The sequence below is a fragment of the Bradyrhizobium sp. McL0616 genome (assembly GCF_049993385.1).
GTDB lineage: Bacteria > Pseudomonadota > Alphaproteobacteria > Rhizobiales > Xanthobacteraceae > Bradyrhizobium.
In genome coordinates, this window is the sequence record NZ_CP188255.1 from 6,978,148 (window position 1) to 7,004,412 (window position 26,265).

A 26,265-nucleotide genomic window follows, 5' to 3' on the forward strand; every position below is an offset into this window, starting at 1 on the left:
CGCCGGTCTCGCAAGGCTATCGAAATTGAACCGTCGCGTGTCGACGGCGCGTGCCGCCTGCAAAGCCTCGAAATGAGCGCGGCGGTGCGCAATCGGAATCAGGACAATGGTGTCTCCAAAACCAATATTGGCGGGCTCGAGCCTCGCCGCACTCACGCTTGTCTACCTCGGCGGCAGCGCCATGGCGCAGACAGCAGCGACCGGCGCCGTCACGACGCTGCCCGGCATCGAGGTCGACGCCCCCAAGCAGACCAAGCCCCCGCGCAAGCCCAAGGTTCGCGTCGTCACCGACAAGCGACGTGAAACGCCGCAAGTGCAGCCGCAGACCGAGGCGCAAGTCACCGCCGGCCGGAGCGAGAAGTTCGACAGCGCGCGTCAGGCGATCCTCGCGCCCGCAGGCGCCACCACGCACACGCTCAATCGCCAGGCGATCGAGGCGCTGCCGCAGGGGACCAACGCCTCGCTCGACAAGGTGCTGCTGCAATTCCCCGGCGTCACCCAGGATTCGGCGGCGAGCGGCGACCTGCATGTCCGCAACGAGCACGCCAATCTGCAATATCGCATCAACGGCGTCATGCTTCCCGACGGCGTTGGTGCGTTCGGGCAGATTCTCGACACCGGCATCGTCGGCAGTCTCAGCCTGCTCACCGGCGCGCTGCCTGCACAGTATGGGCAGCGCACGGCGGGTGTGCTCGACATCCAGACCAGGGCCGACGCCTTCAACAACACGGGCGTGGTCGGCGTCTATGGCGGCAGCAACGGCACGATCTCGACCAATGTGGAATATGGCGGAACGGTCGGGCAGACCCAGTACTTCCTGTCGGGACGCTTTCTCCAGAACAATCTCGGCATCGAGAACCCGACGCCCTCGGTCAACGCGATTCACGACCGCACCAACCAGGAGAAGGGATTTCTCTATCTGTCGACGATGATCGATTCGACCAGCCGCCTCACCTTCATGAGCGGCGTGTCGAACTCGACCTTCCAGATTCCCAACAATCCCGGCCAGACGCCGAATTTCACGGCGTTCGGCGTCTCGAATTTCGACTCGTCCCAGCTCAACGAACACCAGAACGAGTTCAACCAGTTCAACGTCGTTGCCTACCAGACCTCGAACGGCGAATTCGACACCCAGACCTCCTATTTCAACCGTTACAGCCAGTTGCACTTCTATCCCGATACAGTTGGCGATCTCGTCTTCAACGGCGTGTCCTCGGACGTCTATCGCCAGAGCGTGGTCAACGGCATCCAGCAGGATACTTCCTGGCGCATCGGCTATGCGCACACGCTGCGCTTCGGCTTCTCGTTGAGCGCGGAGCGGACGCTGGTCAACAGCGGGACGACGGTGCTGCCGCTGGTCGATCCCGCAGACCCGACCGCGGGCACGATCGATGCGCCGTTCTCGGTGTTCGATTCCAGCGCCAAGACCGGCTGGCTGATCGGGACCTACGTCCAGGACGAATGGAAGATCACCAACAATCTGACTTTGAATGCCGGCCTGCGCTTCGACCAGATGTACCAATATGTCGATGCCAACCAGCTCAGCCCGCGCGTCAGCCTGACCTGGAAACCGTTCGACGGCACCACGTTCCACGCCGGCTATGCGCGCAACTTCACCCCGCCTTCACAGGTGATCGCCGCACCCGTCAATCTCGCGCTGGTGACACCACCCGGCGCGCCGGCCAATACGCAGACGCCGGAGGTCGGGCAGAACAGCCCGGTCCTCCCCGAGCGGGCGCACGTGTTCGACGTCGGCGTGGTGCAGAAGATCTATCCGATCCCCGGTCTCGAGGTCGGCGTCGACGCTTACTACAAGAAGGCGCGCGACCTGCTCGACGACGGCCAGTTCGGCGCGGCCTATGTGCTGAGCGGCTTCAACTACGATCGCGGCGAGAATGTCGGCGTCGAACTCAAATCGACCTACAGCAACGGCAATTTCAGTGCCTACGCCAATGTCGCCTGGGCCAAGCAGATCGCGACCAGCGTGGTGTCGAACCAATATCTGTTCGGCGCGGACGAGCTCGCCTATATCGCGGGTCATTACGTCTACACCGACCACGCGCAGATGCTGTCGGCATCGGCCGGCGCCTCCTATCTCTGGGAGGGAACGCGCTACAGTGTGTCGATGATCTATGGCAGCGGCCTGCGCTCGGGCTTTGCCAATACCGATCATCTGCCCGGCTACACGCAGGTGAATTTCGGCCTGTCGCACGATTTCAACATCGTCGCACCGAACAAGCCGACGACACTGCGGTTCGACGTGGTCAATGCCTTCGACACGATCTACCAGATCCGCGACGGCTCCGGCATCGGCGTGTTCGCGCCGCAATACGGACCGCGGCGCGGATTCTACTTCGGCGTCTCACAGCGGTTCTAGCCTCTGCTTCAGTCGGGGCCCGCACGCCCCGACGCACCGCGCGGCCAGCGAAGATTCAGGTCATCAGAGATGACCTGAACAACCAATAATTGCAGGATTTACGGATCACTCTCCTGCAATCGTTCGTGATCGACGCTACTCCGAACCTGTGGTAGCATTGTCAGAAGTAACTCTACTAGCGTGCAATTATTTTGAACGCCATGGCAGGTTGCAGTTGCAACACTGCCGGTGCCCCGGTACGGCCAGCAAAGATCGCATTGCTTACGATCACCAAGCCGAGAAGCTCAGCAAATTTATCGCGCGCAGGCGCGGGCCTGGCAAGCGTCGGCAAGCCATAGCACCTTGCACTCCGGAATTTCTCGATTGGCGCGAAACGGCGCCTGACGAACACCAGCATCGATCGAGAGAAACGCAGTCCAGGAAGAGGCGAACATGGCTCTCAGCAGCAACAATCTGAACACCACCGGTGGGAAGACGACCAACTTCTGGATACGATACGAGACATCGCTGGCCGATCAGACAAACGTCATCAACAATGCCAATTCCCTGCTTGGTGTCGTCGAGACCGAATTCGGCGTCACGACCGGCTGGTTCGGCACGCCTTCCAACCAGTTCGGGACGAGTCACCAGCAGGAAGTGCGCCTCGATCAGGCCGACACCGACAATGGGGGCGGCAGCTTCAGCTTTCCCGGTGCCTTCAACAACGGTTTCGGCAATCCGATCAGCCTCGACTCGCAAAATCTGATGAGCGATGCGCCGTTGCCGGCGCAGCGCGTCGGCATGGTGTTCATGGCCGAGTGGGTCGAAGTGCTGATGGGCATCCGCGGCAACTGGAACGCCGGCGACAGCAGCGGAGAGGGGCTGTCGCATTGGTCCGCCATCACCCGCTTCCAGCAGGGGCATGACAATTACTACGGCTCGTTCGTCGCGAACTGGCTGAACGGGACCGGCAACCCCAACCAAGGGACGATCCTGCCGAACCCGGCGCGCGGGGACTGGGTCAACACGACCTATACCGGCTCGACCGTCAGCGACGGCACGTTCGTCCACGGCGACGGAGATCCCGTCAGCTACGGCTGTGCCCTCGCCTTCATCTACTATCTCAACGTCCAACTCGCCTTCAGCATCAACCAGATCATTTCGAACTACAATTCCAACCTCGCCAGCATCTACCATACCCTCACCGGCGACAATTCCGACCCGTTCGCGATCTTCCTCGGCCTCCTCCAGACCGTCTATCCGGCGTCGGCGACGGCGTCGATTTCGGGATCCAACCGAAACAACCCCTTCCCGATCGCCCGCGTCAGCTTCGGCGCCGGCAAGAACACCTTCGGCAAGGACGAGACGCAGGACATCATCAATACCCAGGGCGGCTACGTCCCCAACGCCTTCACGATCTTCATCGAAGGCTTCAGCAAGACCTCGTTCCTGTCGCTCGGCGTCACGGTGGGAAGTTTTGGCGGCTCGTTCTCAGGTCTGTCCGGCGTGACGATCACGCCCAATCCGATCGGCGTGCAGTTCGAGAGCGGCATCAACGATGTTACGCCGCAGCGCATCGAGATCGCCTACGATCTGCACCTCGACAACACCTTGCTGGCGCACTTCCCCGGAAGCGGCGAAAGCCAGTTCGACCTGTCGGTATCGCTCAACGCCTCCGCGACCGGTCAGGTCAGCGGCTCGCAAGCCTCGATGCAGTTCGAGCTGATCGCGGGTGCCGATCCGTATTTCACCAATTTGAACGCAGATCACAGCAACCTGCCGTATCTGAGCCAGGATCTGCGAGTCTTCACGGTTACCCCGGCGCTCAATGCAACGCCGGTCCCCGGCGTGCCCGCGCTGGCCGACAACGTCACCGGGGCCTACAGCTATATCCAGAACCTGCTGTCGCGCTGGAATTCCGCGACCAACGGCTTCACCAATCCGAACGGCCCCGATCCGTTCACGACCATCCTTCCCGGTCAGGGCGATGCCAACCAGGGTGACTCGTCGGTCAGCCCGTTCACCGTGCAGATCACCGGCTCGCCCTTCCCGATCAACATCACCATCAGCAACAATTACAGCTTCGTCGTCGCCCGCGTGCGGCTGCGCGGCTCCGCCGCATCGCAGGCCAGCAATGTGCGCGTCTTCTTCCGGCTGTGGACCACCCAGACCAACGATACCGACTACGACATCAACGGCGCATATCTTTCCAATGCCGATGCCGCCGGCAAACCGGGGTCGCCGCAAATGGGGGTCGGGAACACGACGATCCCGTTCTTCGCGACCAACAATTTCTCCAGCGAGAGCGACTATTCGACCGGCCCCAACATCCAGACGCTGACGATCCCCGACCATCAGGACCAGCTCTGGACCTATTTCGGCTGCTTCCTCAATCTCTACGACACCGGAAACGTCATCAACGGCGCGCAGGTGCAGACCTATCTGAACGGCACGCACCATTGCATCGTCGCGCAGATCGCCTTTGACGACGCGCCGATTCCGCAAGGCGTGTCACCGCTCTCCTGGGACCAGCTCGCACAGCGCAATCTTCAGGTCACGCGTTCCGACAATCCGGGCCCTGCCGCGACGCATCGCATTCCGCAGACCTTCGACACGAGGCCCGGCCGCACCGTCCGTCCGCCGACCGGACCGAACACGATCTATCCGGACGAACTGATGATCGAGTGGGGCAACGTGCCGGCGGGTTCGGTCGCGTCGCTGTATTGGCCCCAGGTGCACGCCAACGACGTGCTGGCGCTCGCCAGGACGTTCTACGGCGTCTCGCCGCTCGGCATCAGCGACGCCAACACGATCCGGATTCCGATCACGCGCGGCGTCAGCTACGTGCCGATTCCGCCTGGCGCAGGCGACAATTTCGCCGGCCTCATCACGATCGATCTTCCCGCAGGCGTCCGCAGCGGCCAGGTGTTCGACGTGACCGTCAAGCGATTGGGCACGCGCATCGGCAAGGCATCGCCGCCACCCCCGCCACCGCCGCCCAGGCTGCAAACCGCAGCCGCCATGTTCCACCCGGACGGCACGACCACGACGACGCATCCCCGGACCGCCAAAGGCGGGTCCAAGCAACATCGCTCGCCGCCGATGGAGGTGGAGCGGCTGACGCAGTGGCGTTACGTCGTCGGCACATTCCAGATCCGCATCCCCGTCACCACCGGCGACAAGATACTCCCCTCCGAGCAGACGACGCTCGCGATCATGAAATGGCGGCTGGAACAGATGTCGCCGTCCAATCGCTGGCATCCGGTGCTGGTGCGCTACATCAAATATCTCTCCGATCGCGTCGACGGGCTGGGCGGCAATTCAGCTGCCGTGCCGCCTTCACTGACCTTTGTGCCACCCTTGCCGCTGCATCCGCATCGACCCGAGCGAGAGCATTGCGGCAAGGTTTGCGAGGTTCTGTTCGACTGCCATGGCGAGTTCTCCGGATTCGTCCTCGACGATTGCTGCGAGCGGCACGTGTTCCACAGCCGCGCCAAAAACGTCGGCAATCTGGCACTGAGAGCCTGTCGTTACGGACTGACGCTGTGCGTCTGGGTTGACGGCAAGGATGGGGAGAGGATTCGCAAGCTCGCGATCAAGGCGTAGCGAGCCGGGCACAAAACCATCAGCGCCCAGATCGGCTTCGGGCGAAGCAATCCAGGCTGTCTCTGTGGAAAAATTCTGGATTGTTTCCGTGCGCTCGCAATGACTGAGTGTGAGGCGCCGCCGCTTCGCTTGGGGCAGAGCAACTGTAGCGACAGGTTTCCCGGATCGCGCTTCGCTCCATCCGGGCTACGACCTGCTACTGCGAAAGGAAGCGCACCAGATCAGCCATGCTCTGACCCTCACCGTCCGGAATGGCGTCCAGCTGTTCGCGCGGCTGCTTCTGCCGATTGACCCAAAACGTGGGATAGCCGAATAGCCTTGCGCCGGAGGCGTCCCAGCCGGCGAAAGCCGCAAACAGAATTTCCTCGCGTTTCAGCCCGAAGGCGTCGACGCCCATTTGATAGGCCCGCGGATCGGGCTTGTAGGCACGAACCGCATCCGTGCTCAGCTGAAATTCGAACATGCCGTCAAGCGACGTCCCGCGAATATTGCCATCGAGCATCGCGGGCGAGAAATTGCTCAAGAATGCCAGTCGAATGCCACTTTCCTTCAATCCGGACAATGCGGGCACTGCGTCGGGCCAGATCGTCATCTTGAGATAGCTCTCGACGAGCGCGCTTCTCTTGACGCCGGTCAGATCGATATCGAGCGACTTGCAGGCGAACACCAGGGCATCATCGATGACGCCGAGAAAGTCGCGATAATGATCCGTCATCGTCCGCAGCCATGTGTACTCGAACTGCTTCGCGCGCCAGACCTTCGATAGCTCGGCACCGCGTCCGGGAAACAGCTGCTCCGCCATGGCAAAGATCGGACGCGGATCGAAGATCGGAAAGCCGTCGAACGCGATCGCCCGGATCGACCCGCCTGCTCCCCGGGAGGTGTTCGCCATGCCGGATGCGACCGTCAACGACGCGATGGCGAGAATTTGGCGACGACTGAGGGCCATCGGAGTGTTCTCATGCGGCGGACGATTTGTCCGCCCAATCACGATGCTCCATCGGCTCAAAATATTCCCGTTTGCCCCGGAGATATTCGCCCGGCCTCTAGCCCCGCGCCCTGCTCCAGTCGGGGGCGACCGCTCCCGACACGCCCTCGAAGGCGCCGTCGACGAGCTCGAACACCAGGACGCGCGCCGCGTCGACCGGGCCCGGCATGGTGACGCGGCCCTTGGCCACCGGCTTGAAGCCGACACGGCTGTAATAGGGCTCGTCGCCGACCAGCAGCACAATGGCGTGGCCCTTGGCCCTGGCGTCTTTCAGCGCGCGATCCATCAACAGGCGGCCGATGCCGCGGCTGCGGAACGGCGGCTCGACGGTGAGCGGCCCGAGCAGCAGCGCCGGCGTCTCGCCGATCAGGATCGGTAATTGCCGCACCGAGCCGACCAGCAGCGTGCCGATGCGGGCGGTGAAGGAGACATCGAGCAGATGGTCGACGTGCTCGCGGATGCGATAGGCGCTGAGCACGAAACGGCCGGGGCCGAAGGTGCGCTCGTGCAGCCGCTCGATCGCCTGGGCGTCACGGGCAGCTTCGGGAAGGATGGTGAGTGAAAGATCGGTCATAATTGTTTCGCGATTAGCATCTGGAGGTCGGGACGTCCATGGCAGCGCCCGGCGTCAGTTCCTTTTCGGCGCCGGCTGGGACAAATAGGCCAGGATCTTCATCTCCCGCCGCCCCCGCGTCACGGTGTCGAGCACCAGCCCGGACGAGACCGACAGCATCGCCATGATCATGAGGCCCATCGACAGCACGGCGGTCGGCAGCCGGGGCACGAGGCCGGTCTCGACGAAAGTGATCGCGATCGGGATCGAGAGCACGATCGACACCACTGCCAGGAGAATTCCGATGGCACCGAAGAAGCGCAGCGGCTTTTCGGCGCGATAGAGTTTCAGCATGGTGCCGAGGATGCAAAAGCCGTCGCGCCAGGTGTTGAGTTTCGAGAACGAACCCTCGGGCCGCGCGTAATAGGGCGTCTCGACCTCCGCGACCGGCAGTGACAATTCCAGTGCATGGACTGCGAGCTCGGTTTCGATCTCGAATCCATCCGACAGCACCGGGAACGATTTGACGAAGCGGCGCGTGAACACGCGGTAGCCGGACAGGATATCCTGAAAATCGCGGCCGAAGGTCCATGCCAGGAAGCCGGTCAGCATGCGGTTGCCGGTGCGATGGCCAAGGCGGTAGGCCGCCTGCGACTGGTCGATGCGGAAGCCGACCACCATGTCGAGATGCTCGTCGAGCAGCTTGTCGATCATGGGCGGCGCGCTCGGCGCATCGTAAGTAGCGTCGCCGTCGACCAGCACGTAGATGTCGGCCTCGACATCGGCGAACATGCGGCGCACGACATGGCCCTTGCCCTGCCGCCGCTCGCTGCGCACGATCGCGCCGGCTTCACGCGCGACGGCAGCGGTGCGGTCGCGCGAATTGTTGTCGTAGACATAGATCTCCGCCGATGGCAGCGCCTTGCGGAAGTCGGCGACGACGCTCGCGACCGCCGCCTCCTCGTTGTAGCAGGGCACCAGCACCGCGATGCGAGGTTGCGCCAATGTCATCGCGGCAGCGCCTCCAGGTTCGCCGGCTCGCGACAGACCGATGCAGCCTCGCGCGCCTCGGCCGGCCGCATCAGCCGGGCGAACGACAGCGTCCACAGCGACAGCATCGCGATTGGCACGACGTAATAGGGCGTGAAGATCGGGTGACTCAGGAAGAAGACGATGTTGACGACGAGATTGCCGACAACGACGAGGGCTGCCTGCCGCACATGCCCCTCGCCGGTCCGCAACAGCCAGACCGTCGAACCGATCGCGAGTACGATCAGCACGAACTGCATGTCGCGCAGATACTGGCCGAGCACGGCGAAGTCGAAGGCCGGTGCGACCACGTCGGCGCTGCCGTAGGTCGTCGCCAGCGCACTTCCGGCGTTGACGGCCTGGGCGACCAGCGTCGGCGCCATGCTGACGAGCACGCCCGCACCGAAGGCGAGGCCCTGCACGAAAATCGCCAGCGAGCGCGTCCACAGGAAAGGAATTCCGAGGAACAGGAGATAGCCGGACGCGAGCAAAGCATTCGGCAATCTGAAATTGACGGATGCGCCGAGCAGGAGACCGATCAGCGCAATCAACACTACGCTGCGCTTGTCCCTGGTCAGCCACAGCGCCGTGAGGAAGCCGGCGACGGCGCACAGTGCCATGGTCGGTGCGACCGAATAGCTCGCCTTGGCCGGATTCACCATGAGATAGACGGCGAGCGCGCCGAGCAATCCTGCTCCGGCTACCGAAGGCAGCGTCCGCGCCATGGCAATGCCGAGCAGCGCGAGGCCGCACACGATCAGGCTTGCCGCGACATAGAGCGGCGGCACCTGTTGGCCTTCCGGAAGCAGCGCCAGCAGGAAGCCGGTCCCGGGCGGATATTGCAGCACGATCTTGCCGTTCGACATCGGGTTATGACACGGCCAGAGCCTGGGATTGCTCCAATCAGCGTAGCCGATCTCCTTCAGCTTGCCCTCGAAGTAACGGTCGTCGTCCCTGACTGCGTCGGTGTTCAGCCCATCGGCGCCGAAGCGCTGGAACAGGTGCGCCTGCCTGAGATAGCAGATGTCGTCATAGACCCCGCGCGCCTCGCTCCAGCGCGACATCGCGACGATATTGCTGGCGAGGATCGCAAGGCAGATCAGGCCGAAGGCGAGTTTTGCGATTTTCATCCGGTTTCCGTGGCGCCCGTTCGGACGGGTTACTAGCATGGCCCGCGCTCAGCGCCACGTCGCCATCAGCGGCTTGCCGTCCAGCACTTCCGCGAGCCGCAGCCGCGTGCCGGGCGTGGTCCCCTCGGGCAACGCGGCACAATCGAAGAACCCGCATGCGATGATCTCGCGGTTGGGCGCGGGCAGGCGGTCCTGCTTGAAGTGCCTGACGACATAGACCGCGACATGGTCGCGGCGGGAGATGTGGCTGTTGAGGAAGATGCCATGCAGCGCGGCCTCCCCAGTGAGATCGATATCGCCCTCTTCCTTGAGTTCGCGGCGCATCGCCTGCTCCATGTTCTCGCCGTAGTCGACGCCGCCGCCGGGCAGATACCAGCCGCTGACGTAGCTGTGCTTGACCAGAAACACCCTGTTGTCGGCATCGAGCACCACGGCGCGAACGCCGAGCGTCATGCCGCGGACGAGCAGGAAATAGGCGTGGAAGACACGCCGCAGCAGCGGCTCGAATCTCCGTCGGATATTGTCCAGGCGTTCTGCCATCAGCCTCTCGTGATGCGCCCCTTGAGGCTTCGCTTGCGTGTTGCCAGCGACCTTGTCATTACAGCAAGGGAATAGCGAGGCAAGCGCGCGCCATGGCACCTTTCACACTCGCCCACCTGTCCGACCCGCATCTGCCGCCGCTGCCGAAGCCGCGGCTGATCGAGCTCGCCGGCAAGCGTGCGCTCGGCTATGTCAACTGGACGCGCAACCGCCACAAATACCAGCGCCGCGAAGCGCTCGACGCGCTGGTCGCCGACATGAAGGCGCAGGCGCCCGACCACATCGCGGTGACCGGCGATCTCGTCAATCTGGCGATGGAGGCGGAGTTCGCGCCGGCGCGCGCCTGGCTCGACGGCGTCGGCGCGCCCGACCGCGTCACCACGATTCCCGGCAATCACGACGCTTATGTGCGCGCCACGCGCCATCGCTTCGGTGAGATTTTTGCGCCTTATCTTGCGAGCGACGACGGCAACACCGGCTTTCCCGCGATACGCCGCCGCGGGCCGGCCGCGCTGATCAGCCTCTCCAGCGCGGTGCCGACGCCGCCTCTGATGGCGACGGGCACGCTCGGGCGCGATCAGCTCGCCGCCCTCGCCGAGGTGCTCGACCGGCTTGCCGCCGAAGATGTCTTCCGCGTGCTGCTGGTGCATCATCCCCTGAAGTCCAGCGCATGGCAGAAGCGACTGACCGATTCCGCCGCACTGCAGGCGCTGCTCAAGCGCCACGGCGTCGAGCTGATCCTGCACGGGCACGACCACATCCATTCGACGATGTGGTTCGAAGGCCCCAACGGCAACATTCCGGCGATCGGCGTGCCGTCGGCCTCCGCGCTCGCGCATGGGCGCTATCCGGCCGCAGCGTATAATCTGTTCGCGATCGAGAAGGACAATGCCGGCTGGCGCTGCGAGCAGATCGTGCGGAGTCTCGATCATGGCTTGCAGGTGCGAGAGATCAAGCGCGCGCAGTTGATGTAGCTTGTCGTTGCAAGCCACCGGGTCGGCGCAAAGCGCGGCCCGATGACAGGCTCCGCGAAGCAATCGAGAGTGCCTCCGCGGAAACATTTCTGGATTGCTTCGCTTCGCTGGCAATGACGACGTCACCAGCTCCGCAACGCCGCAAGCACGGCTACACCGAACAGCGCGGCGGCACCGAGGATGAATCCAAGCACGAACGGCCAGACCCGCGAACGGCGCGGCGGCTCCGTGACCTCCGGCTTCGGCTCGGGCAAAACCACCATCGCGCGCTCGCGCTCGATCATGCGGCGGGCGACATAGTCGGTGACGGCCTCGGAGATCACCGCGGTGTCGTGCGATTCGGCGAGCACAATGCGGCCGAAGCGGGTGTCCTGGACGAAGCGATACATCCGCTTGTCGCGCCCCATCACGATGTGCGCGACGACGTCGATCCACAGCCTCGGCGTATCGCCCTGGCTGATGCCACGGTCGAACAGATCGATCTGCTCGGGCACCTGTGCGAACAAGGGATCGAGCGCATCGTTGAGGATCTCGAGCCGCGCCACCTCGGCATCCCTGAGGTCGACGACCACGCCGGTCCGGTCGGCGGCCTCGATCCGCGCGCGCAACAGTGCATCACGCAGCCGCACCGGGCGCGGCTGGCTGGGATGGGTCCCGCTGGTCTCGGGCTCTGACATTGTCGGCCTCGTCCTCGACTTTCCTCCATTAACCTATCAGCAACCAAACGGTCCGCAAAGGGCCCATCATTCCAGATACTTACGGCGCCCACAGGGGCCTGACCTGTGCCAAAAACAGACGATCCCACCCGGCTTGCGCCGGATGGGACCCTCCGTCCTTGGACGTCTTCTTGGGTAAGTCAGGCGGCCGTCAGGCCGAGACCCGCGACGGCTCTTCCACGATCGAGAAGCGGACGCCGGCCTTGTGGCGGTTCTCTTCCGAAACCGAGCGCCAGGCATCCTCGGCTTCCTTGCGGGTCTTGAACGGACCCTGCACCTGGGCCGAGCCTTCCACGAGCTTGTGGAAGTTCATCGAGCCGAACTCGCCGCCGATCACCCAGAAATTGCTGCTGGTCATTGTCAGTCTCCTGTTACCCGGATTAGCCGAACTGGTTCATCGTGTTGTGGGTGCCGCCCGCCTTCAGGGCCGCCTCGCCGGCGAAGTATTCCTTGTGGTCGTCGCCGATGTCGGAGCCGGCCATGTTCTGATGCTTGGCGCAGGCGATGCCCTGACGGATCTCCTGGCGCTGGACGTTCTTCACGTAGCCCAGCATGCCCTGCTCGCCGAAATACTCCCTGGCGAGATTGTCGGTCGACAGCGCCGCCGTGTGATAGGTCGGCAACGTGATCAGATGGTGGAAGATGCCGGCGCGCTTGGCCGAATCCGCCTGGAAGGTGCGGATGCGCTCGTCGGCTTCAAGAGCCAGCGGCGTATCGTCGTATTCCGGCTTCATCAGCTCGGCGCGGTTGTACTTGCTGACATCCTTGCCGGCTTCCTTCATCGCGTCGTAGACCTGCCAACGGAAGTTGAGCGTCCAGTTGAACGACGGCGAGTTGTTGTAGGCCAGCTTCGCGTTCGGAATGACCTCGCGGATGCGGTCGACCATCTTGGCGATCTGCTCGATATGCGGCTTCTCGGTCTCGATCCACAAGAGGTCAGCACCGTTCTGCAGCGAGGTGATGCTGTCGAGCACGCAGCGGTCTTCGCCCGTGCCGGCGCGGAACTGGTAGAGGTTGGAGGGCAGCCGCTTCGGACGCATCATCTTGCCGTTGCGGTTGATGATGACGTCGCCGTTGCGGGCGTTCGCCGCGGTGATTTCCTCGCAATCGAGGAAGCTGTTGTAGAGGTCACCGAGGTCGCCCGGCTTGTGGCTGACGGCGATCTGCTGCGTCAGGCCGGCGCCGAGCGAGTCGGTGCGGGTCACGATGATGCCGTCTTCGACGCCGAGCTCGAGGAAGGCGTGACGGCAGGCGCGGATCTTCGCAATGAACACCTCGTGCGGCACGGTGACCTTGCCGTCCTGGTGGCCGCACTGCTTCTCGTCCGAGACCTGGTTCTCGATCTGGAGCGCGCAGGCACCCGCCTCGATCATCTTCTTGGCGAGCAGATAGGTCGCCTCGGCATTGCCGAAACCGGCGTCGATGTCGGCGATGACGGGCACGACATGGGTCTGGAAATTGTCGATCTTCTCGATCAGCGACTTCTCCTTCGCCTGGTCGCCTGCCTTGCGGGCGGCGTCGAGGCTGCGGAAAGTATCGTTGAGCTCACGGGAATCCGCCTGACGGAGGAAGGTGTAGAGCTCTTCGATCAGCGCCGGCACCGAGGTCTTCTCATGCATCGACTGATCGGGCAGTGGTCCGAACTCGGAGCGCAACGCAGCGATCATCCAGCCGGAGAGATAGAGGTAGCGGCGATCGGTCGTGCCGAAATGCTTCTTGACCGAGATCAGCTTCTGCTGGGCGATGAAGCCATGCCAGCAGCCCAGCGACTGGGTGTACTTGGTCGGGTCGGCATCATAGGCAGCCATGTCGGCGCGCATCAGCGCCGCGGTGTAGCGGGCGACGTCCAGGCCGGTCTTGAAGCGGTTCTGAAGGCGCATACGCGCGACAGCCTCGGCGGAGACGCCGTTCCAGGTCGGCTGGGTCTTGAGGAGCGCCTCGGCCGCCTCAATCTGGCTCTGATACGACGCCGGTCCCTGAATGGCCTGGTCGATCCCGCGCGGTTGGAAGTTCATGTCCGTGATCCCTTCAGTCTTCGTCACTATCGACAATCTTGACAGTGCATTGCGAAATGCGTGGCGTAAGCTAAACGCGAGAACACGAAGTTCGTATAGAGGCCTTGTATTTGAATGGTGATGTCATGTAACATAAGAACATGTAATAGATGTAATTTTGTAAATCTTGTAAATATATAGGTCAGCTAGACTGCCCTTAGCGCCGCTGGAGACGTGAAAATGCCCGCCGAGTCCGGGAAAAAACTGTTCGTCGGCCCGCGCTTCCGGCGGATCCGGCAGCAGTTGGGGCTGTCGCAGACCCAGATGGCCGAGGGGCTCGGGATCTCGCCGAGCTACATCAACCTGATCGAGCGCAACCAGCGCCCGGTGACAGCCCAGATCCTGCTGCGGCTGGCCGAGACCTACGACCTCGACTTGCGCGATCTCGCCACCGCCGACGAGGACCGCTTCTTCGCCGAACTGAACGAGATCTTCTCCGATCCCCTGTTCCGCCAGATCGACGTGCCCAAGCAGGAGCTGCGCGATCTCGCCGAGCTCTGCCCCGGCGTCACCCACGCGCTGCAACGGCTGTACGCGGCCTATGCCGAGGCGCGCCAGGGCGAGACGCTGGCGGCAGCGCAAATGGCCGACCGCGACGTCGGCACGCGCTATGAGGCCAACCCGGTCGAGCGTGTGCGCGAGCTGATTGAGGCCAACCGCAACTATTTTCCGGAGCTTGAGCAGGCCGCCGAGACCTTGCGCGACGAGTTGAACGTGCCGGCCGAAGAGCTCTATGCGGCGCTCGCCGCGCGCTTGCGCGAAAAGCACTCGATCCAGACCCGCATCATGCCGGTCGACGTGATGCGCGAAACCTTGCGGCGGTTCGACCGTCACCGCCGCCAGCTCCTGATCTCCGAGCTGGTCGATCCGGCCGGCCGCGCGTTTCAGCTGGCCTTCCAGCTCGGACTTGGCGAATGCGCGCAACAGCTGGAGACTATCATCAGCCGCGCCGGCCCGCTTGATGACGCGCCGCGGCGGCTGTTCCGCATCACGCTCGCCAACTACTTTGCCGCCGCCGTGATGATGCCCTACCCGGCGTTCCTGGCTGCCGCCGAAGCGCTCAATTACGATATCCATTTGCTGGCGCAGCGCTTCAATTCCGGCTTCGAACAGGTCTGCCACCGGCTCACCACCTTGCAGCGGCCGAATGCGCGCGGCATTCCGTTCTTCCTGCTGCGCGTCGACAATGCCGGCAATGTGTCGAAGCGCTTTTCGTCCGGCACCTTCCCGTTCTCGAAATTCGGCGGCACCTGTCCGCTGTGGAACGTGCATTCGACCTTCGACACGCCGGATCGCCTGTTGAAGCAGGTGATCGAGCTCTCCGACGGCACGCGCTATTTCTCGATCGCGCAGATGGTGCGCCGGCCGGTGGCGCCGCACCCGCTGCCGCAGCCGCGCTTCGCGATCGGCCTCGGCTGCGAGATCCGTCACGCCTCACGCCTGGTCTATGCCGCCGGTATGGATCTGGAGAAGGCGGAAGGCACGCCGATCGGCGTCAACTGCCGCCTCTGCGAACGCGAAAACTGCGCCCAGCGCGCCGAGCCACCGATCACGCGCACGCTGATCCTGGACGAGACGACACGGCGGGTAAGTTCGTTTGCGTTCTCGAATGCACGGGAGTTGTGAGGGGGCGGGCATCTGCCTCCTCGTCATTGCGAGCGAAGCGAAGCAATCCAGACTGTCTCCGCAGTGACAGCCTGGATTGCTTCGTCGCTTCGCTCCTCGCAATGACGAAGGGCTCACGCCAGCGTATGCACGATCACCGGCCCTGCGGCGGCGCTGGCGTGGCCGGCGAGCAGTGAGCCGAGATCCTTCTCGATCCAGGCAATCGCACGCCGGTTCGCCTCCTCCGCCTGCTCGAACTTGTCGAAGATGGAGATCGCGGTCACCGTGTCGTCGCCGGCATAGACGACGTAATAGGCCCTGAAACCATCGACATCGCTGATGATCGGAACGGCGCCGTCCTTGATGCGGCGCGCCAGCTCTTCCGCGCTTCCGCTTTTCGCCTTGGCCTGACGGATGGCGGCATACATGGCATCCTCCTCCGGCTATTGCTGTGGGGCATGGTGCCCGGCTTCGATCCTACGCCGAAGCGCGGATCCGGGATACCCTGCTTGGTTAACCCGGGACTAACCTCACCCCGCGATCTGCAACCAACGATTAAGCACGCCTCAACATCGGTGCCTTAGTCTCGCCCTACTCACTTTTCGCAAACAACGGCAGCCTATCCTGCCGCGCGAAAGTGACATCAGGGGGTTCATCATGCGCATTGCGCTGCTGCTGACTGCGACCATTATCGGCGCGCTCTCCGCCAATCCATCCAATGCCGGTCCGCTCGACGCTGCGTCCGCCGATGCCGCGCAGGCGCTGCCGCCCGGCTTCCAGAGCTACCGCGGCTACATGTTCGACGTGTCGGAGAACTCCGACCGCAAGGATGTCGACAAGCTCACCAATAATCTGAAGCAGCAGATCGACGTCGTCGAGGCTGCCGGCTTCTCCCCGCGCGTGCTGCGCTTCTTCCATACCGTTCCGATCATCGCGAGCGAGCTGGCTTGCCTCGACGAAGGCGCCGCCACCGCGTGCTACGGCCGGGTCACGCCGGACATCCAGCGTACCGCGCCCCGGACGCTGACAGTGTGGGACCACGACAAGCAGCGCTGGACCAATCCGAATGCCGTCGACCTCGCGGTCGATTCGGGGCTCGGCGTGATCATGGTCCGGCCGGACATGATGCGTTACGAAAAGGAGGCCGTGCTGCTCCACGAGATGCTGCACGCCTATCACGCGCGGCTGCTGCCGGACGGTTACGCCAACAAGGGCGTGATCGGCTATTACGCCTATGCCAAGTCCAAGGATTTCCTGCCCAAGGAAGCCTATGCGCTGAAGAACCACATGGAGTTCTTTGCCGTGACCGCCAGCATCTTCCTGGCCGGCAAGAGCGAATTCCACGATCCCAAGACCCGCGAAGCGCTCAAGGAGAAGATGCCGGACTACTACAAATATCTGGTCGGCGTGTTCGGTTTCGACCCCGATCCGGCGGCTGCCTCGAGTGGGCCGGTTGCCTCGCTGAAGTGATCGTAGCGCCCTCGGGCCAAGCTACGTCAAAGCCACGTCAAAGCCGCGCGAAATGCGCGGCTTTTTCCGTTTTGGTAACCGGAAGCTGCGGATGACGCACCGCCGGGAATTGCCAAGGCGAGGCTCGATCTGCATAGTCCCGCCGCATCGATACTGCTTTCAAGAGGATAAAAGAACATGGCGGACGCCGACCTGGATGTCGTGATCCGGCAACTGGCCAGACAGCTGCATACGGGCCTGATGACCCGCGCCAAGGAGCGGCGGGATCGCTTCAACGGCCTTGCGGCCAAGGCCAAGGGCAAGGAGACGGGCGACCGCTTCAAGATGATGGCCAAGGCCACCATGGAGCAGGCCGCCGCCGCCGCCAATCGCCTCCAGATGTCCGCCGACAACGTCGCCGACAGCTACGCGCGGTCAATGCGAATCGTGGCCAGCACGCCCGTCGCGGTGAAGGCGGAGAAGAAGCCGGCGAAGGAAAAGCCGGCGAAGAAGGCCGCGAAGGCGAAGAAGAAGAAAGCCAAGTAGCGCGGCTTGCACGCTTCACCTCGCCCCGCTTGCGGGGAGAGGGAGAGAAACTCATCTCACCGCCGCGGCGTGGAGGCGCGGGTCGGCTCGGCATTCGAAAGCTCGGCGAGCTTTGCGCGCGCGGCGTCGTGCGTGCGGCTGTCCTCGCCGGGGGGCAGCGCCAGTGCGGCTTCGAAATCGGCGCGGGCGTCGTCGGCCTGGTTGCGGGCGAGGAACGCCAGGCCGCGGTCGAGGCGGGCCTGCGCGTCCGACGGGTCGAGACGGACGGCGGTGCTGTAACTTAAAATCGCGCGATCGAGATCGCCCTTGGCGGCGAGCGCGAGGCCGCGCTTATGATAGGGCGCGGCGAGCTTGGGATCGAGCGCGATCGCTTCGTCGTAATCGACAATCGCAAGCTCCGCTTCGCCATTCTGCTGGTAGGCCAGCGCACGGTCGCGATAGAGCGAGGCGCGGTTGGGATTGAGATGGATGGCCTCGTTGAAATCGGCGATGGCCCGCCGGTGGTCGCCGTGGCGCAGCGCGATCCGCCCGCGCCCTTCATAGGCAAAGGCAATCAGCGAACCGCGGAACGGCGAGAAGCCGATTACGGCCGAGCAGATATCGGGCTCGTCCTCATCGCCACAATTCACGACCGTATGCGTGGACAGCCCAATGGCTACGCCCAGGACGATCAACAATGGCACAGCAGCTTTGGTCATCTTCGACGGTGACCGGCGCAAGACCAGCCACGCATCCCCTTTCGAAGGAACACTCTCCAGCTGGTATTAACACCGGCCGAAACCATCCTGTGTGCGCCAGGTCACAAAGCCGGACGCGATCTCCGGCGGGTTCCGTTAGCCCCAAGGACCACGTGAAGGACCACGTGAAGACGAGCGGCCCCACGGTCCCTGCGGTGGATAGTTTTCATTGGCGCCCACCGACGGCGCCGCATGGGCACCGAGCTCGGCCGCCAATTGCTGAAGCGCTGCGATGCGGTTCTGCGTCGAGGGATGGGTGGCGAAGAGACTGTCCACGCCATGGCCCGACAGCGGATTGATGATGAACATGTGCGCGGTTGCCGGGTTGCGCTCCGCCTCGACATTCGGCACCTGATGCGCCGCGCTCTCGATCTTCACCAGCGCGGACGCCAGCCACATCGGCTGGCCGGCGATGCGCGCACCGAGATTGTCGGCGGCATATTCGCGGGTGCGGCTGATCGCCATCTGCACCAGCATGGCGCCAAGCGGCGCCAGGATCATCATCAGGATCGAGCCGACGATGCCCGGGCCGTTGTTGCCGCGGTTGCCGCCGAAGAACATGCCGAATTGCGCCAGCATCGAGACGGCGCCCGCAATGGTCGCGGTGATCGTCATCAGCAGCGTGTCGTGATGCTTGATGTGCGCAAGCTCATGCGCGATCACGCCGGCAAGCTCCTCGCGGCTGAGCTGGCGCATCAGGCCGGTGGTGACGGCGACGGCGGCATTCTCCGGATTGCGCCCCGTGGCGAACGCGTTGGGCTGCGGCTCGTCCATCAGGAACACCCGCGGCATCGGCAGCGCGGCGCGGCCCGCAAGCTCGGCGACGAGCCCGACCAGCTCCGGCGCGCTGGCACGGTCGACCTCATGTGCGCCGTACATCGAGAGCACCATGCGGTCCGAGTTCCAATAGGTGAAGAGATTGGTCGCCGCGGCAATGGCGAGCGCGATCGTGGCGCCGGCGGCGCCGCCGATCAGATAGCCCACGCCCATGAACAGGGCGGTGAGGCCTGCGAGAAGCATTGCGGTACGAAGATAGTTCATGGCCGTCTCCCGGGCCGGCCGCGGCCGCTGGAGGCGGCTCAGGCCGGCACGCATGAGGTAGGGATGACCCCGGCCCGGGTGCAAGGTTTCCGGGTGCGTCGCGGAGCCGCGGCACTGGTTTGGGCTGGATCGTTCCATTAAACTTCGTCAAGAATCCAAGCGTCCCCTCCCCTCCGGAACCCTCATGCTCCAGACCCGATTTGCGATCGCGGCCGCCGCTCTTCTCGCGCTCTCAGCTTCAGCCTCAGCTCAATTTGCCGCGCCGCCCGTGAGGCCCGCGGCCCCCAAGGCCACCGCGCCGTCGCCGCGCGCGGCGTCGTGCCACAATGGGCAGAACTTCGACCGCTTCCTGGCTGACGTGAAGCAGCAGGCCATTGCTGCCGGCGTATCGCAGCGCGCGCTTTCGGAAGCTTCGCCCTACCTCGTCTACGACCAGGGCATCGTCAACCGCGACCGCGGCCAGCGCGTGTTCGGCCAGCTCTTCACCGAATTTGCCGGCCGCATGGCCGCGCCTTATCGCATGCAGAACGGCCAGCAGCACATCAAGCAACACGCGGCGGCGTTCGCGCGCGCCGAAAAGGAATACGGCGTGCCGCCGGCGGTGATCGCCGCGTTCTGGGGCCTCGAAAGCGATTTCGGCGTCAACATGGGCAATCTGCCGACACTAAAATCGCTGGTGTCGCTGGCCTATGACTGCCGCCGCTCGGAGATGTTCGTGAACGAGACCATCGCCGCGCTGAAGATCATCGACCGCGGCGATCTTACGCCGGACGAGATGATCGGCTCCTGGGCCGGCGAGCTCGGCCAGACGCAGTTCCTGCCCGTGCATTACGTCAACTATGCCGTCGATTATGACGGCGACGGCCGGCGCGACCTGTTGCGCAGCGAGGACGACGTGATCGGCTCGACCGCGAACTACATCGCGAACGGATTGAAGTGGCGGCGCGGCGAGCCGTGGCTGGAGGAGATCAAGGTCCCGCAAAACCTGCCGTGGGATCAGACCGATCTCACCGTGCAGCAGCCGCGCTCGAAATGGGGCCAGCTCGGCGTCACCTATCCCGACGGAAGGCCGCTGCCGAACGACAATCTCGCGGCCTCAGTGTTGCTGCCGATGGGACGGACCGGACCGGCCTTCATGGCGTATCCGAATTTCGCGGCCTATACCGAGTGGAACAACTCGCTGATCTATTCGACCACCGCGGGCTATCTCGCCTCGCGCATCGCAGGCGCTGCGCCGATGCGCAGGCCGGCCGGTCAAGTGGCGCAACTGCCGTTCAACGAGTTGAAGGAGTTGCAGCAGCTCCTGGTGCGGGCCGGCTTCAATGTCGGCAAGGTCGACGGCGTACTCGGCCAGCAGAGCCGCGCCGCCGTGAAGGCGATGCAGGTCAAATACGGCCTGCCGGCCGATTCCTGGCCGACCGCCGAGCTGCTCGCCCGTATGCGCGGCGGCACGGCACAGGCGCAGCCGGCGGCGACCGTGCGGTAGAATTTTCGAACTGCAAAGGCTGCTCCGGCGATTGTATTTTGCCATGCCGATCCCATGTGAGTGGGTCAGGTTTCTCCTGAGTTTTCCCCTCATTCGAGCGAGCATCACATGTCCTTCCACGAAGCCGTCGTCCCCGCCTATTTGCAAATGCTGAACAGCCTCACCAGCCTGCTCGCCAAGGCTGAGGCGCATTGCGCGGCCAAAAAGATCGACCCGGCTGTCCTGCTCGGCGCCCGCCTGTTTCCGGACATGCTGCCGCTGTCGAAACAGATCCAGCTCGCCAGCGATTTCGCCTCCAAGGGCTGTGCTCGGTTGACGCATAGCGAGGTGCCCTCGACGCCCGACACGGAGAAGACGTTTGAGGAGCTGAAGCAGCGGCTCGCCAAGACGATCGACTACGTCAAATCGTACAAGCCGGAGCAGTTTGAAGGCGCCGACACCAAGGACGTGACCTTCCCGGCGGGTCCGGACCGGTCCATGACGCTCAAGGGCCAGCAGTTCTTCAGTGCGGTCTCGCTGCCGAACTTCTATTTCCACGCCACGACCGCCCACGGCATCCTGCGCCACAACGGTGTCGAGGTCGGCAAGCGCGATTTCCTCGGCGCAAACTGAGTTTGCGGGGCCACGGCAGCGCAAATCCGCTGCCGTGGCCCAAATTGCACATGAATTATGCTGCGCAGGTCCTCCTGCGTAGCTCGCCTGCACTTTCCGTATGGCTCATCCCTTGCGCTGATTGCCGCGATGCACAAGTGTTCCGGACCTCTCACCGCCCGGAAACACCTCAATGAGCCGTCCGACCAAATTGTTTGAGACCTACAAGCTCGGCCCGATCACGCTGGCCAACCGTTTCGTGATGGCGCCGCTGACGCGCAACCGCGCCGCGCCCGGCACTTTCGTACCCTCCCCGCTCGCTGCCGACTATTATGGCCAGCGCGCCTCCGCGGGGCTGCTGATCACCGAAGCGAGCCAGGTCTCGCAGCAGGGCCAGGGCTACCAGGACACGCCCGGCATCTATTCGAAGGACCAGGTCGCCGGCTGGCGCAAGGTCACCGACAAGGTGCATGAGCGCGGCGGCAAGATCTTCATCCAGCTCTGGCATGTCGGCCGCATCTCGCATGTCGACCTCCAGGCCAATGGCGTGGCCCCGGTGGCACCGAGCGCGATCCGCGCCAAGGGCAAGACCTTCGTCAACGGCACCTTCGCCGACGTCTCCGAGCCCCGCGCGCTCGAGCTTTCCGAAATTCCAGGGATCATCGACGACTTCAAGCGCGCCACGAAGAATGCGCTGGAGGCCGGCTTCGACGGCGTCGAGATCCACGGCGCCAATGGCTATCTGCTCGACCAGTTCGCCAAGGACGGCGCCAACAAGCGCACCGACGCCTATGGCGGCTCGATCGAGAACCGCGCCAAGTTGATGCTGGAAGTCTCCAAGGCTGTCGTAGCCGAAGCCGGCGGCGACCGCACCGGCATCCGCATCTCGCCGGTGACGCCCGCCAACGACATCGTGGATTCCAATCCGCAAGCCTTGTTCGATTACATTACCGACGGCCTCAGCGCGCTGAAGCTGGTCTATCTCCACGTCGTCGAAGGCGCCACCGGCGGCCCGCGCGACTTCGCGCCGTTCGACTATGCGGGCCTGCGCAAGCGTTTTGCCGGCGCCTACATCGCCAACAACGGCTACGATTTCGAGCTCGCCACCAAGGTGCTCGACGCGAACGCGGCTGACCTCATCGCGTTCGGCAAGCCGTTCATCTCCAACCCCGATCTGGTCGAGCGGCTGAAGAAGGGCGCGGCACTGAACGATTGGGACAAGAACACGTTCTACGGCGGCGGCGCCAAGGGATACACGGATTACCCGACGCTGGAGGCGGCGGAGTAGCCTCCTCCCCTCTCACCGCTCGTGCGGGGAGACAGTGAAAGAAACAAGGCCGGGATCATTCCCGGCCTTTCGTTTTGGCAAGAGCAGGGAACCGTCCACACGCGCCGTAGCGCCCGCCACGAGGTTGGCCAGCGAGAGCACCCCGTATTGCTGCCTCGTTGCTTCCTTGCTCTAATGCCGCGATGAATGACACCGAGACACTTGTTCGCCGCGCGACTGAAGCGTTCAATTCGGGCAAGCCGGATGAGGCGCAACGTCTGTGCGAACGAGGCCTTGCACGCGAGCCCGGCGATCCGGTGCTGCATCATCTGCTGGCCGCTGTGTTGTTCTCCAGGAATGCCATCGCCCCTGCTCATGCCCATATTGACGTGAGCCTTGCCAAGCGCCCCGGCAATGCGGCAGCCCGGCTGCTTGCCGCCCGGATTGCGCGCAGCGAAGGGAATTTCGAGGTCGCGCTCGCGCACATCGATTCCGCGATCGCCACGAGTCCGCAACGCGAAATCTTCGTCGAGAAGGCGAGAACGCTCGATCAGGCTGGCTTGAGGGCTCAAGCGCGCGAATCCTGGCGAGCAATCCTGAAGGTCATCCCCGGCCACCAGGAAGCCGCGGCACGGCTCGGCCGGCTGGCGTGGGAGGATGGCGATCCCGCCACCGCCGCAAGTTTGCTCGCGCAGGCGGTCGCAACCAGCGCACCGGCTTCGGTGTGGTTCGATCTTGGCGTCGCGCGACAGGATTTGCGCGACCACGCCGGCGCCGCAAGCGCCTACCGCAAGGCCTTCGAACTCAAGCCCGACCATGCCGAGGCCGCGCTCAATCTTGGCATCGCCTTGCAGGAGGGTGGAGACGTCGATGCCGCCATGCGCGCTTTTGCGCAAGCCTATCGCTTGCGCCCGCAGCTTTTTGGCTCAATTGCGATGGCGTTGACATCGGCGTCGCACGGCCGGCTCTGGCTTGACGAAGACGAATTGCGGCGCGCTTTAGCGAGTTAACCGGCCACGCTTCGCGCGAAAATGCTTGCGATAGACGTTGGGCGCAGCCAGCACATCGGCGACGACCTTCGCGTAGGAATTCTGGTGCGCCTCGTCGAACACTTCAAATACCAGTTCTGGCGCCTCACGCGGCACCGCAAAACACTGCGCGACCGGCGTGCCTTTTTCGAGAACGCCGGAAAAATCGGGCTGCGTCCATACGGCTGGAAAGTTGATGCCGCCGTCGTGAAACCGGTCGGCGTCGACCAGACCCGAAACAAGGCGGAATGGCAGATCATCGCGATTGACGGGATGCGTCGCGAACAGCGACCAGCCAGGCTCGAGCTCGATGGTCCAGAAACTGTTGAACTTGATCGCGGACCGTCCGTTCGCAAATGGCGCAGCAGCGAATTGCGCAACTGGATGAAAGCTCAGAGGCGCGCGCGGATGTCCCGACGTGGCCGGCTCGGGAATATCCCAATCCCAGGTGAATCGTCCAGACTCAACCCTGATGTCGCACGGCAGCGGGATCATGACCCCATAGGCCATCGCATCGACAAAGGGCGGACATTGCTTGACCGTGCGGATGTCTCGATCGTGGATGTCCGAGTGCGCCTTCGCGGGCATCGCGCGCAGCCAGTCAGGCAAGGCTGTGCGCGCCGGATAGGGCCTGGCCAGATGATCGGTCAGCTTTGGATCGCAACGGAACGTCATGCGCATGGCGAAGTCTCGCTTCGGGATCTCGGCTCGCCAATTCAGATCAAGGCCGTCGATAACGCAAGTGGCCAACACGACAAAAGGCCGGGATCGCTCCCGGCCTCCTGCTCCTGGATAGCCGGGACGAACCCGGCCATCATGATGTCTGCGAATTACTTCGCTTCTGCGCGCTTCGGCGGCGAGGCCGGCCACGACTTGATCAGCGTGTCGTAGTCGATGGTCTCACCCTTCGGCTTCTCGTTCGCGAGCTTGCGCTGCGGAGCGATGTTGCCGTCCTTGGCCGACTTGGCGAACCAGTATTCGGCCGTCTCCTTCTTGTTCAGCTTCGGCCCGCAGGCGCCCTGGACGCCGGATTTCTCCAGACGCTCCATGACGGAATCCTGCGCGGCTGCCAGCGAATCCATCGCTGCTTGCGGCGTCTTCGCACCGGACGACGCATCGCCGATGTTCTGCCACCACAATTGCGCGAGCTTCGGATAGTCGGGCACGTTGTTGCCGGTCGGGGTCCACTGCACGCGCGCCGGCGAGCGGTAGAACTCGATCAGGCCGCCGAGCTTCGGTGCACGTTCCGTGAAGCTCTTGTCCCAGATGTCGGACTCACGCGTGAACGTCAGACCGACATGGCTCTTCTTCAGGGTCACCGACTTGGAGTTGATGAACTGCAGATAGAGCCAGGCTGCCTTGCGGCGGTCGACCGGGGTGGACTTCAGCAAGGTGGCCGAACCCACATCCTGGTAACCCAGCTTCATGCCTTCCTTCCAGTAGGAGCCGTGCGGCGACGGAGCCATGCGCCATTTCGGCGTACCGTCCGCATTCATCACCGGCAGACCGGGCTTCACCATGTCGGCGGTGAAAGCGGTGTACCAGAAGATCTGCTGGGCGATATTGCCTTGCGCCGGCACCGGACCGGATTCGGAGAAGGTCATGCCCTGTGCCTGCGGCGGGGCATATTTCTTCATCCAGTCGAGGTACTTGACGATCGAATAGACCGACGCCGGACCGTTGACGTCGCCGCCACGTTCCACCGACGAGCCGACCGGACGGCAGCCTTCCATGCGGATGCCCCATTCGTCGACCGGAAGGCCGTTCGGGAGACCCTTGTCGCCGTTACCGGCCATCGACAACCACGCGTCGGTAAAGCGCCATCCGAGCGAGGGATCTTTCTTGCCGTAGTCCATGTGGCCATAGACCCGGACGCCGTTGATCTCCTTGATGTCGTTGGTGAAGAACTCGGCGATATCCTCATAGGCCGACCAGTTCACGGGAACGCCGAGATCGTAGCCGTATTTGGCCTTGAACTTGGCTTTGTAGTCGGGATTGGAGAACCAGTCGTAACGGAACCAATAGAGGTTCGCGAACTGCTGGTCGGGCAGCTGATAGAGATGCCCGTTCGGCGCTGTGGTGAACGACTTGCCGATGAAGTCGTTGACGTCGAGCATCGGGTCGGTGACGTCCTTGGCTTCGCCGGCCATCCATTCCGTCAAATCGACCGCTTGGCCGTAACGGAAGTGGGTTCCGATAAAGTCGGAGTCGTTGATCCAGCCGTCATAGACGTTCTTGCCGGACTGCATCTGGGTCTGGATCTTCTCGACGACGTCACCTTCCTGGATGATGTCGTGCTTGACCTTGATGCCGGTGATTTCCTCGAAGGCCTTGGCCAGCGTCTTCGATTCGTATTCGTGCACAGTCAGGGTTTCGGAGACCGCGTTGATCTCCATGCCCTTGAAGGGAGCGGCGGCCTTGATGAACCACTGCATTTCCTTCATCTGGTCTTCCTTGGACAACGTCGAAGGTTGAAACTCCGAGTCGATCCACTTCTTCGCGGCTGCTTCATCCGCGAAGGCCGGCGCAGTGAACGAAGCTGCCGTCAACGCAACGGCGCTCGTCATCA

Annotated in this window: 23 protein-coding genes; 10 read left to right on the forward strand and 13 right to left on the reverse strand. The window is 63.5% G+C overall.

What is annotated here, in order from left to right; translation table 11 throughout:
- The first annotated feature begins 106 nt into the window (after positions 1 to 106).
- A complete protein-coding gene (locus ACPPVR_RS33560) occupies positions 107 to 2,377 on the forward strand; it encodes a TonB-dependent receptor (RefSeq protein ID WP_426610804.1) in 2,271 nt (756 codons plus the stop codon).
- A gap of 432 nt (positions 2,378 to 2,809) precedes the next feature.
- The gene (locus tag ACPPVR_RS33565; RefSeq protein WP_426610805.1) at positions 2,810 to 5,962 is read left to right on the forward strand and encodes a hypothetical protein; all 3,153 of its coding nucleotides are present in this window, start codon (positions 2,810 to 2,812) and stop codon (positions 5,960 to 5,962) included.
- A gap of 196 nt (positions 5,963 to 6,158) precedes the next feature.
- Here ACPPVR_RS33565 and ACPPVR_RS33570 read toward each other — a convergent pair whose 3' ends face one another.
- The 5 genes from ACPPVR_RS33570 to ACPPVR_RS33590 form a co-directional block, all read right to left on the reverse strand.
- Positions 6,159 to 6,911 (reverse strand): haloacid dehalogenase type II, encoded by a 753-nt coding sequence (locus tag ACPPVR_RS33570; RefSeq protein ID WP_426610806.1) that lies wholly within the window; start codon positions 6,909 to 6,911, stop codon positions 6,159 to 6,161.
- A gap of 97 nt (positions 6,912 to 7,008) precedes the next feature.
- Positions 7,009 to 7,524: a GNAT family N-acetyltransferase gene (locus ACPPVR_RS33575; protein ID WP_426610807.1), complete on the reverse strand. Its 516-nt coding sequence runs from the start codon at positions 7,522 to 7,524 to the stop codon at positions 7,009 to 7,011.
- Positions 7,525 to 7,578: 54 nt separating this feature from the next.
- Positions 7,579 to 8,514, reverse strand: a complete 936-nt coding sequence (locus ACPPVR_RS33580; protein WP_426610808.1) for a glycosyltransferase family 2 protein — start codon at positions 8,512 to 8,514, stop codon at positions 7,579 to 7,581.
- On the reverse strand, positions 8,511 to 9,662 hold the full coding sequence (locus tag ACPPVR_RS33585) for a hypothetical protein (RefSeq protein WP_426610809.1): 1,152 nt from the start codon (positions 9,660 to 9,662) through the stop codon (positions 8,511 to 8,513). Before ACPPVR_RS33585 ends, ACPPVR_RS33580 begins: the two co-directional genes overlap by 4 nt.
- 48 nt (positions 9,663 to 9,710) lie before the next feature.
- Entirely contained in the window at positions 9,711 to 10,202 is a 492-nt protein-coding gene (locus ACPPVR_RS33590) for an NUDIX domain-containing protein (RefSeq protein ID WP_426610810.1), read from the reverse strand.
- 92 nt (positions 10,203 to 10,294) lie between these two features.
- On the opposite strand from ACPPVR_RS33590, the gene ACPPVR_RS33595 reads away from it, so the two are divergent.
- On the forward strand, positions 10,295 to 11,176 hold the full coding sequence (locus ACPPVR_RS33595; protein WP_426610811.1) for a metallophosphoesterase family protein: 882 nt from the start codon (positions 10,295 to 10,297) through the stop codon (positions 11,174 to 11,176).
- Positions 11,177 to 11,298: 122 nt separating this feature from the next.
- On the opposite strand, the gene ACPPVR_RS33600 is transcribed toward ACPPVR_RS33595, so the two are convergent.
- The 3 genes from ACPPVR_RS33600 to ACPPVR_RS33610 all read right to left on the reverse strand — a co-directional run bounded on the left by ACPPVR_RS33600 (position 11,299) and on the right by ACPPVR_RS33610 (position 13,907).
- Positions 11,299 to 11,853: a hypothetical protein gene (locus ACPPVR_RS33600; RefSeq protein ID WP_426610812.1), complete on the reverse strand. Its 555-nt coding sequence runs from the start codon at positions 11,851 to 11,853 to the stop codon at positions 11,299 to 11,301.
- A gap of 190 nt (positions 11,854 to 12,043) precedes the next feature.
- Positions 12,044 to 12,250, reverse strand: a complete 207-nt coding sequence (locus ACPPVR_RS33605; protein ID WP_045005285.1) for a DUF4170 domain-containing protein — start codon at positions 12,248 to 12,250, stop codon at positions 12,044 to 12,046.
- Positions 12,251 to 12,272: 22 nt separating this feature from the next.
- On the reverse strand, positions 12,273 to 13,907 hold the full coding sequence (locus ACPPVR_RS33610; protein ID WP_426610813.1) for an isocitrate lyase: 1,635 nt from the start codon (positions 13,905 to 13,907) through the stop codon (positions 12,273 to 12,275).
- A gap of 219 nt (positions 13,908 to 14,126) precedes the next feature.
- On the opposite strand from ACPPVR_RS33610, the gene ACPPVR_RS33615 reads away from it, so the two are divergent.
- On the forward strand, positions 14,127 to 15,572 hold the full coding sequence (locus ACPPVR_RS33615; protein WP_426610814.1) for a helix-turn-helix domain-containing protein: 1,446 nt from the start codon (positions 14,127 to 14,129) through the stop codon (positions 15,570 to 15,572).
- Positions 15,573 to 15,685: 113 nt separating this feature from the next.
- Here the strand turns inward: ACPPVR_RS33615 and ACPPVR_RS33620 are convergent, their stop codons facing one another.
- Positions 15,686 to 15,979 carry an antibiotic biosynthesis monooxygenase gene (locus tag ACPPVR_RS33620; RefSeq protein WP_045005289.1) on the reverse strand — a complete coding sequence of 98 codons (294 nt, stop codon included), beginning with the start codon at positions 15,977 to 15,979 and terminating at the stop codon, positions 15,686 to 15,688.
- A 229-nt stretch (positions 15,980 to 16,208) separates the two neighbouring features.
- Between ACPPVR_RS33620 and ACPPVR_RS33625 the strand changes: the two genes are divergently transcribed.
- Both ACPPVR_RS33625 and ACPPVR_RS33630 read left to right on the forward strand, forming a co-directional pair.
- A complete protein-coding gene (locus tag ACPPVR_RS33625) occupies positions 16,209 to 17,021 on the forward strand; it encodes a hypothetical protein (protein WP_426610815.1) in 813 nt (270 codons plus the stop codon).
- A gap of 177 nt (positions 17,022 to 17,198) precedes the next feature.
- Positions 17,199 to 17,546: a hypothetical protein gene (locus tag ACPPVR_RS33630; protein WP_426610816.1), complete on the forward strand. Its 348-nt coding sequence runs from the start codon at positions 17,199 to 17,201 to the stop codon at positions 17,544 to 17,546.
- 56 nt (positions 17,547 to 17,602) lie between these two features.
- Here ACPPVR_RS33630 and ACPPVR_RS33635 read toward each other — a convergent pair whose 3' ends face one another.
- Together ACPPVR_RS33635 and htpX are read right to left on the reverse strand one after the other, a co-directional pair.
- Positions 17,603 to 18,244, reverse strand: coding sequence for a tetratricopeptide repeat protein (locus tag ACPPVR_RS33635; protein WP_426610817.1), 642 nt, complete (start codon positions 18,242 to 18,244; stop codon positions 17,603 to 17,605).
- A 135-nt stretch (positions 18,245 to 18,379) separates the two neighbouring features.
- Positions 18,380 to 19,324: a zinc metalloprotease HtpX gene (gene htpX, locus ACPPVR_RS33640; protein ID WP_426610818.1), complete on the reverse strand. Its 945-nt coding sequence runs from the start codon at positions 19,322 to 19,324 to the stop codon at positions 18,380 to 18,382.
- Between the two features lie 184 nt (positions 19,325 to 19,508).
- On the opposite strand from htpX, the gene ACPPVR_RS33645 reads away from it, so the two are divergent.
- The 4 genes from ACPPVR_RS33645 (at position 19,509) to ACPPVR_RS33660 (ending at position 23,678) form a co-directional block, all read left to right on the forward strand.
- Complete coding sequence (locus tag ACPPVR_RS33645) at positions 19,509 to 20,810, forward strand: lytic murein transglycosylase (RefSeq protein ID WP_426610819.1); 1,302 nt, start codon at positions 19,509 to 19,511, stop codon at positions 20,808 to 20,810.
- 108 nt (positions 20,811 to 20,918) lie between these two features.
- Entirely contained in the window at positions 20,919 to 21,422 is a 504-nt protein-coding gene (locus ACPPVR_RS33650) for a DUF1993 domain-containing protein (RefSeq protein ID WP_426610820.1), read from the forward strand.
- Between the two features lie 172 nt (positions 21,423 to 21,594).
- Positions 21,595 to 22,689, forward strand: a complete 1,095-nt coding sequence (locus ACPPVR_RS33655; RefSeq protein WP_426610821.1) for an alkene reductase — start codon at positions 21,595 to 21,597, stop codon at positions 22,687 to 22,689.
- 182 nt (positions 22,690 to 22,871) lie between these two features.
- Positions 22,872 to 23,678: a tetratricopeptide repeat protein gene (locus tag ACPPVR_RS33660; protein ID WP_426610822.1), complete on the forward strand. Its 807-nt coding sequence runs from the start codon at positions 22,872 to 22,874 to the stop codon at positions 23,676 to 23,678.
- Here ACPPVR_RS33660 and ACPPVR_RS33665 read toward each other — a convergent pair.
- On the reverse strand, positions 23,667 to 24,566 hold the full coding sequence (locus ACPPVR_RS33665) for a hypothetical protein (RefSeq protein ID WP_426610823.1): 900 nt from the start codon (positions 24,564 to 24,566) through the stop codon (positions 23,667 to 23,669). The two genes, ACPPVR_RS33660 and ACPPVR_RS33665, sit on opposite strands and share 12 nt — an antisense overlap.
- Positions 24,527 to 26,263, reverse strand: coding sequence for an ABC transporter substrate-binding protein (locus ACPPVR_RS33670; protein ID WP_426616235.1), 1,737 nt, complete (start codon positions 26,261 to 26,263; stop codon positions 24,527 to 24,529). The genes ACPPVR_RS33665 and ACPPVR_RS33670 overlap by 40 nt, the downstream gene beginning before the upstream one ends.
- Positions 26,264 to 26,265 lie beyond the last annotated feature (2 nt).

Bases quoted from the DNA above. Each gene is read 5' to 3' on its own strand.
- ACPPVR_RS33560 (WP_426610804.1), top strand. From the start codon at position 107: ATGGTGTCTCCAAAACCAATATTGGCGGGCTCGAGCCTCGCCGCACTC.
- ACPPVR_RS33565 (WP_426610805.1), top strand. From the start codon at position 2,810: ATGGCTCTCAGCAGCAACAATCTGAACACCACCGGTGGGAAGACGACC.
- ACPPVR_RS33570 (WP_426610806.1), bottom strand. From the start codon at position 6,911: ATGGCCCTCAGTCGTCGCCAAATTCTCGCCATCGCGTCGTTGACGGTC.
- ACPPVR_RS33575 (WP_426610807.1), bottom strand. From the start codon at position 7,524: ATGACCGATCTTTCACTCACCATCCTTCCCGAAGCTGCCCGTGACGCC.
- ACPPVR_RS33580 (WP_426610808.1), bottom strand. From the start codon at position 8,514: ATGACATTGGCGCAACCTCGCATCGCGGTGCTGGTGCCCTGCTACAAC.
- ACPPVR_RS33585 (WP_426610809.1), bottom strand. From the start codon at position 9,662: ATGAAAATCGCAAAACTCGCCTTCGGCCTGATCTGCCTTGCGATCCTC.
- ACPPVR_RS33590 (WP_426610810.1), bottom strand. From the start codon at position 10,202: ATGGCAGAACGCCTGGACAATATCCGACGGAGATTCGAGCCGCTGCTG.
- ACPPVR_RS33595 (WP_426610811.1), top strand. From the start codon at position 10,295: ATGGCACCTTTCACACTCGCCCACCTGTCCGACCCGCATCTGCCGCCG.
- ACPPVR_RS33600 (WP_426610812.1), bottom strand. From the start codon at position 11,853: ATGTCAGAGCCCGAGACCAGCGGGACCCATCCCAGCCAGCCGCGCCCG.
- ACPPVR_RS33605 (WP_045005285.1), bottom strand. From the start codon at position 12,250: ATGACCAGCAGCAATTTCTGGGTGATCGGCGGCGAGTTCGGCTCGATG.
- ACPPVR_RS33610 (WP_426610813.1), bottom strand. From the start codon at position 13,907: ATGAACTTCCAACCGCGCGGGATCGACCAGGCCATTCAGGGACCGGCG.
- ACPPVR_RS33615 (WP_426610814.1), top strand. From the start codon at position 14,127: ATGCCCGCCGAGTCCGGGAAAAAACTGTTCGTCGGCCCGCGCTTCCGG.
- ACPPVR_RS33620 (WP_045005289.1), bottom strand. From the start codon at position 15,979: ATGTATGCCGCCATCCGTCAGGCCAAGGCGAAAAGCGGAAGCGCGGAA.
- ACPPVR_RS33625 (WP_426610815.1), top strand. From the start codon at position 16,209: ATGCGCATTGCGCTGCTGCTGACTGCGACCATTATCGGCGCGCTCTCC.
- ACPPVR_RS33630 (WP_426610816.1), top strand. From the start codon at position 17,199: ATGGCGGACGCCGACCTGGATGTCGTGATCCGGCAACTGGCCAGACAG.
- ACPPVR_RS33635 (WP_426610817.1), bottom strand. From the start codon at position 18,244: ATGACCAAAGCTGCTGTGCCATTGTTGATCGTCCTGGGCGTAGCCATT.
- htpX (WP_426610818.1), bottom strand. From the start codon at position 19,324: ATGAACTATCTTCGTACCGCAATGCTTCTCGCAGGCCTCACCGCCCTG.
- ACPPVR_RS33645 (WP_426610819.1), top strand. From the start codon at position 19,509: ATGCTCCAGACCCGATTTGCGATCGCGGCCGCCGCTCTTCTCGCGCTC.
- ACPPVR_RS33650 (WP_426610820.1), top strand. From the start codon at position 20,919: ATGTCCTTCCACGAAGCCGTCGTCCCCGCCTATTTGCAAATGCTGAAC.
- ACPPVR_RS33655 (WP_426610821.1), top strand. From the start codon at position 21,595: ATGAGCCGTCCGACCAAATTGTTTGAGACCTACAAGCTCGGCCCGATC.
- ACPPVR_RS33660 (WP_426610822.1), top strand. From the start codon at position 22,872: ATGAATGACACCGAGACACTTGTTCGCCGCGCGACTGAAGCGTTCAAT.
- ACPPVR_RS33670 (WP_426616235.1), bottom strand. From the start codon at position 26,263: ATGACGAGCGCCGTTGCGTTGACGGCAGCTTCGTTCACTGCGCCGGCC.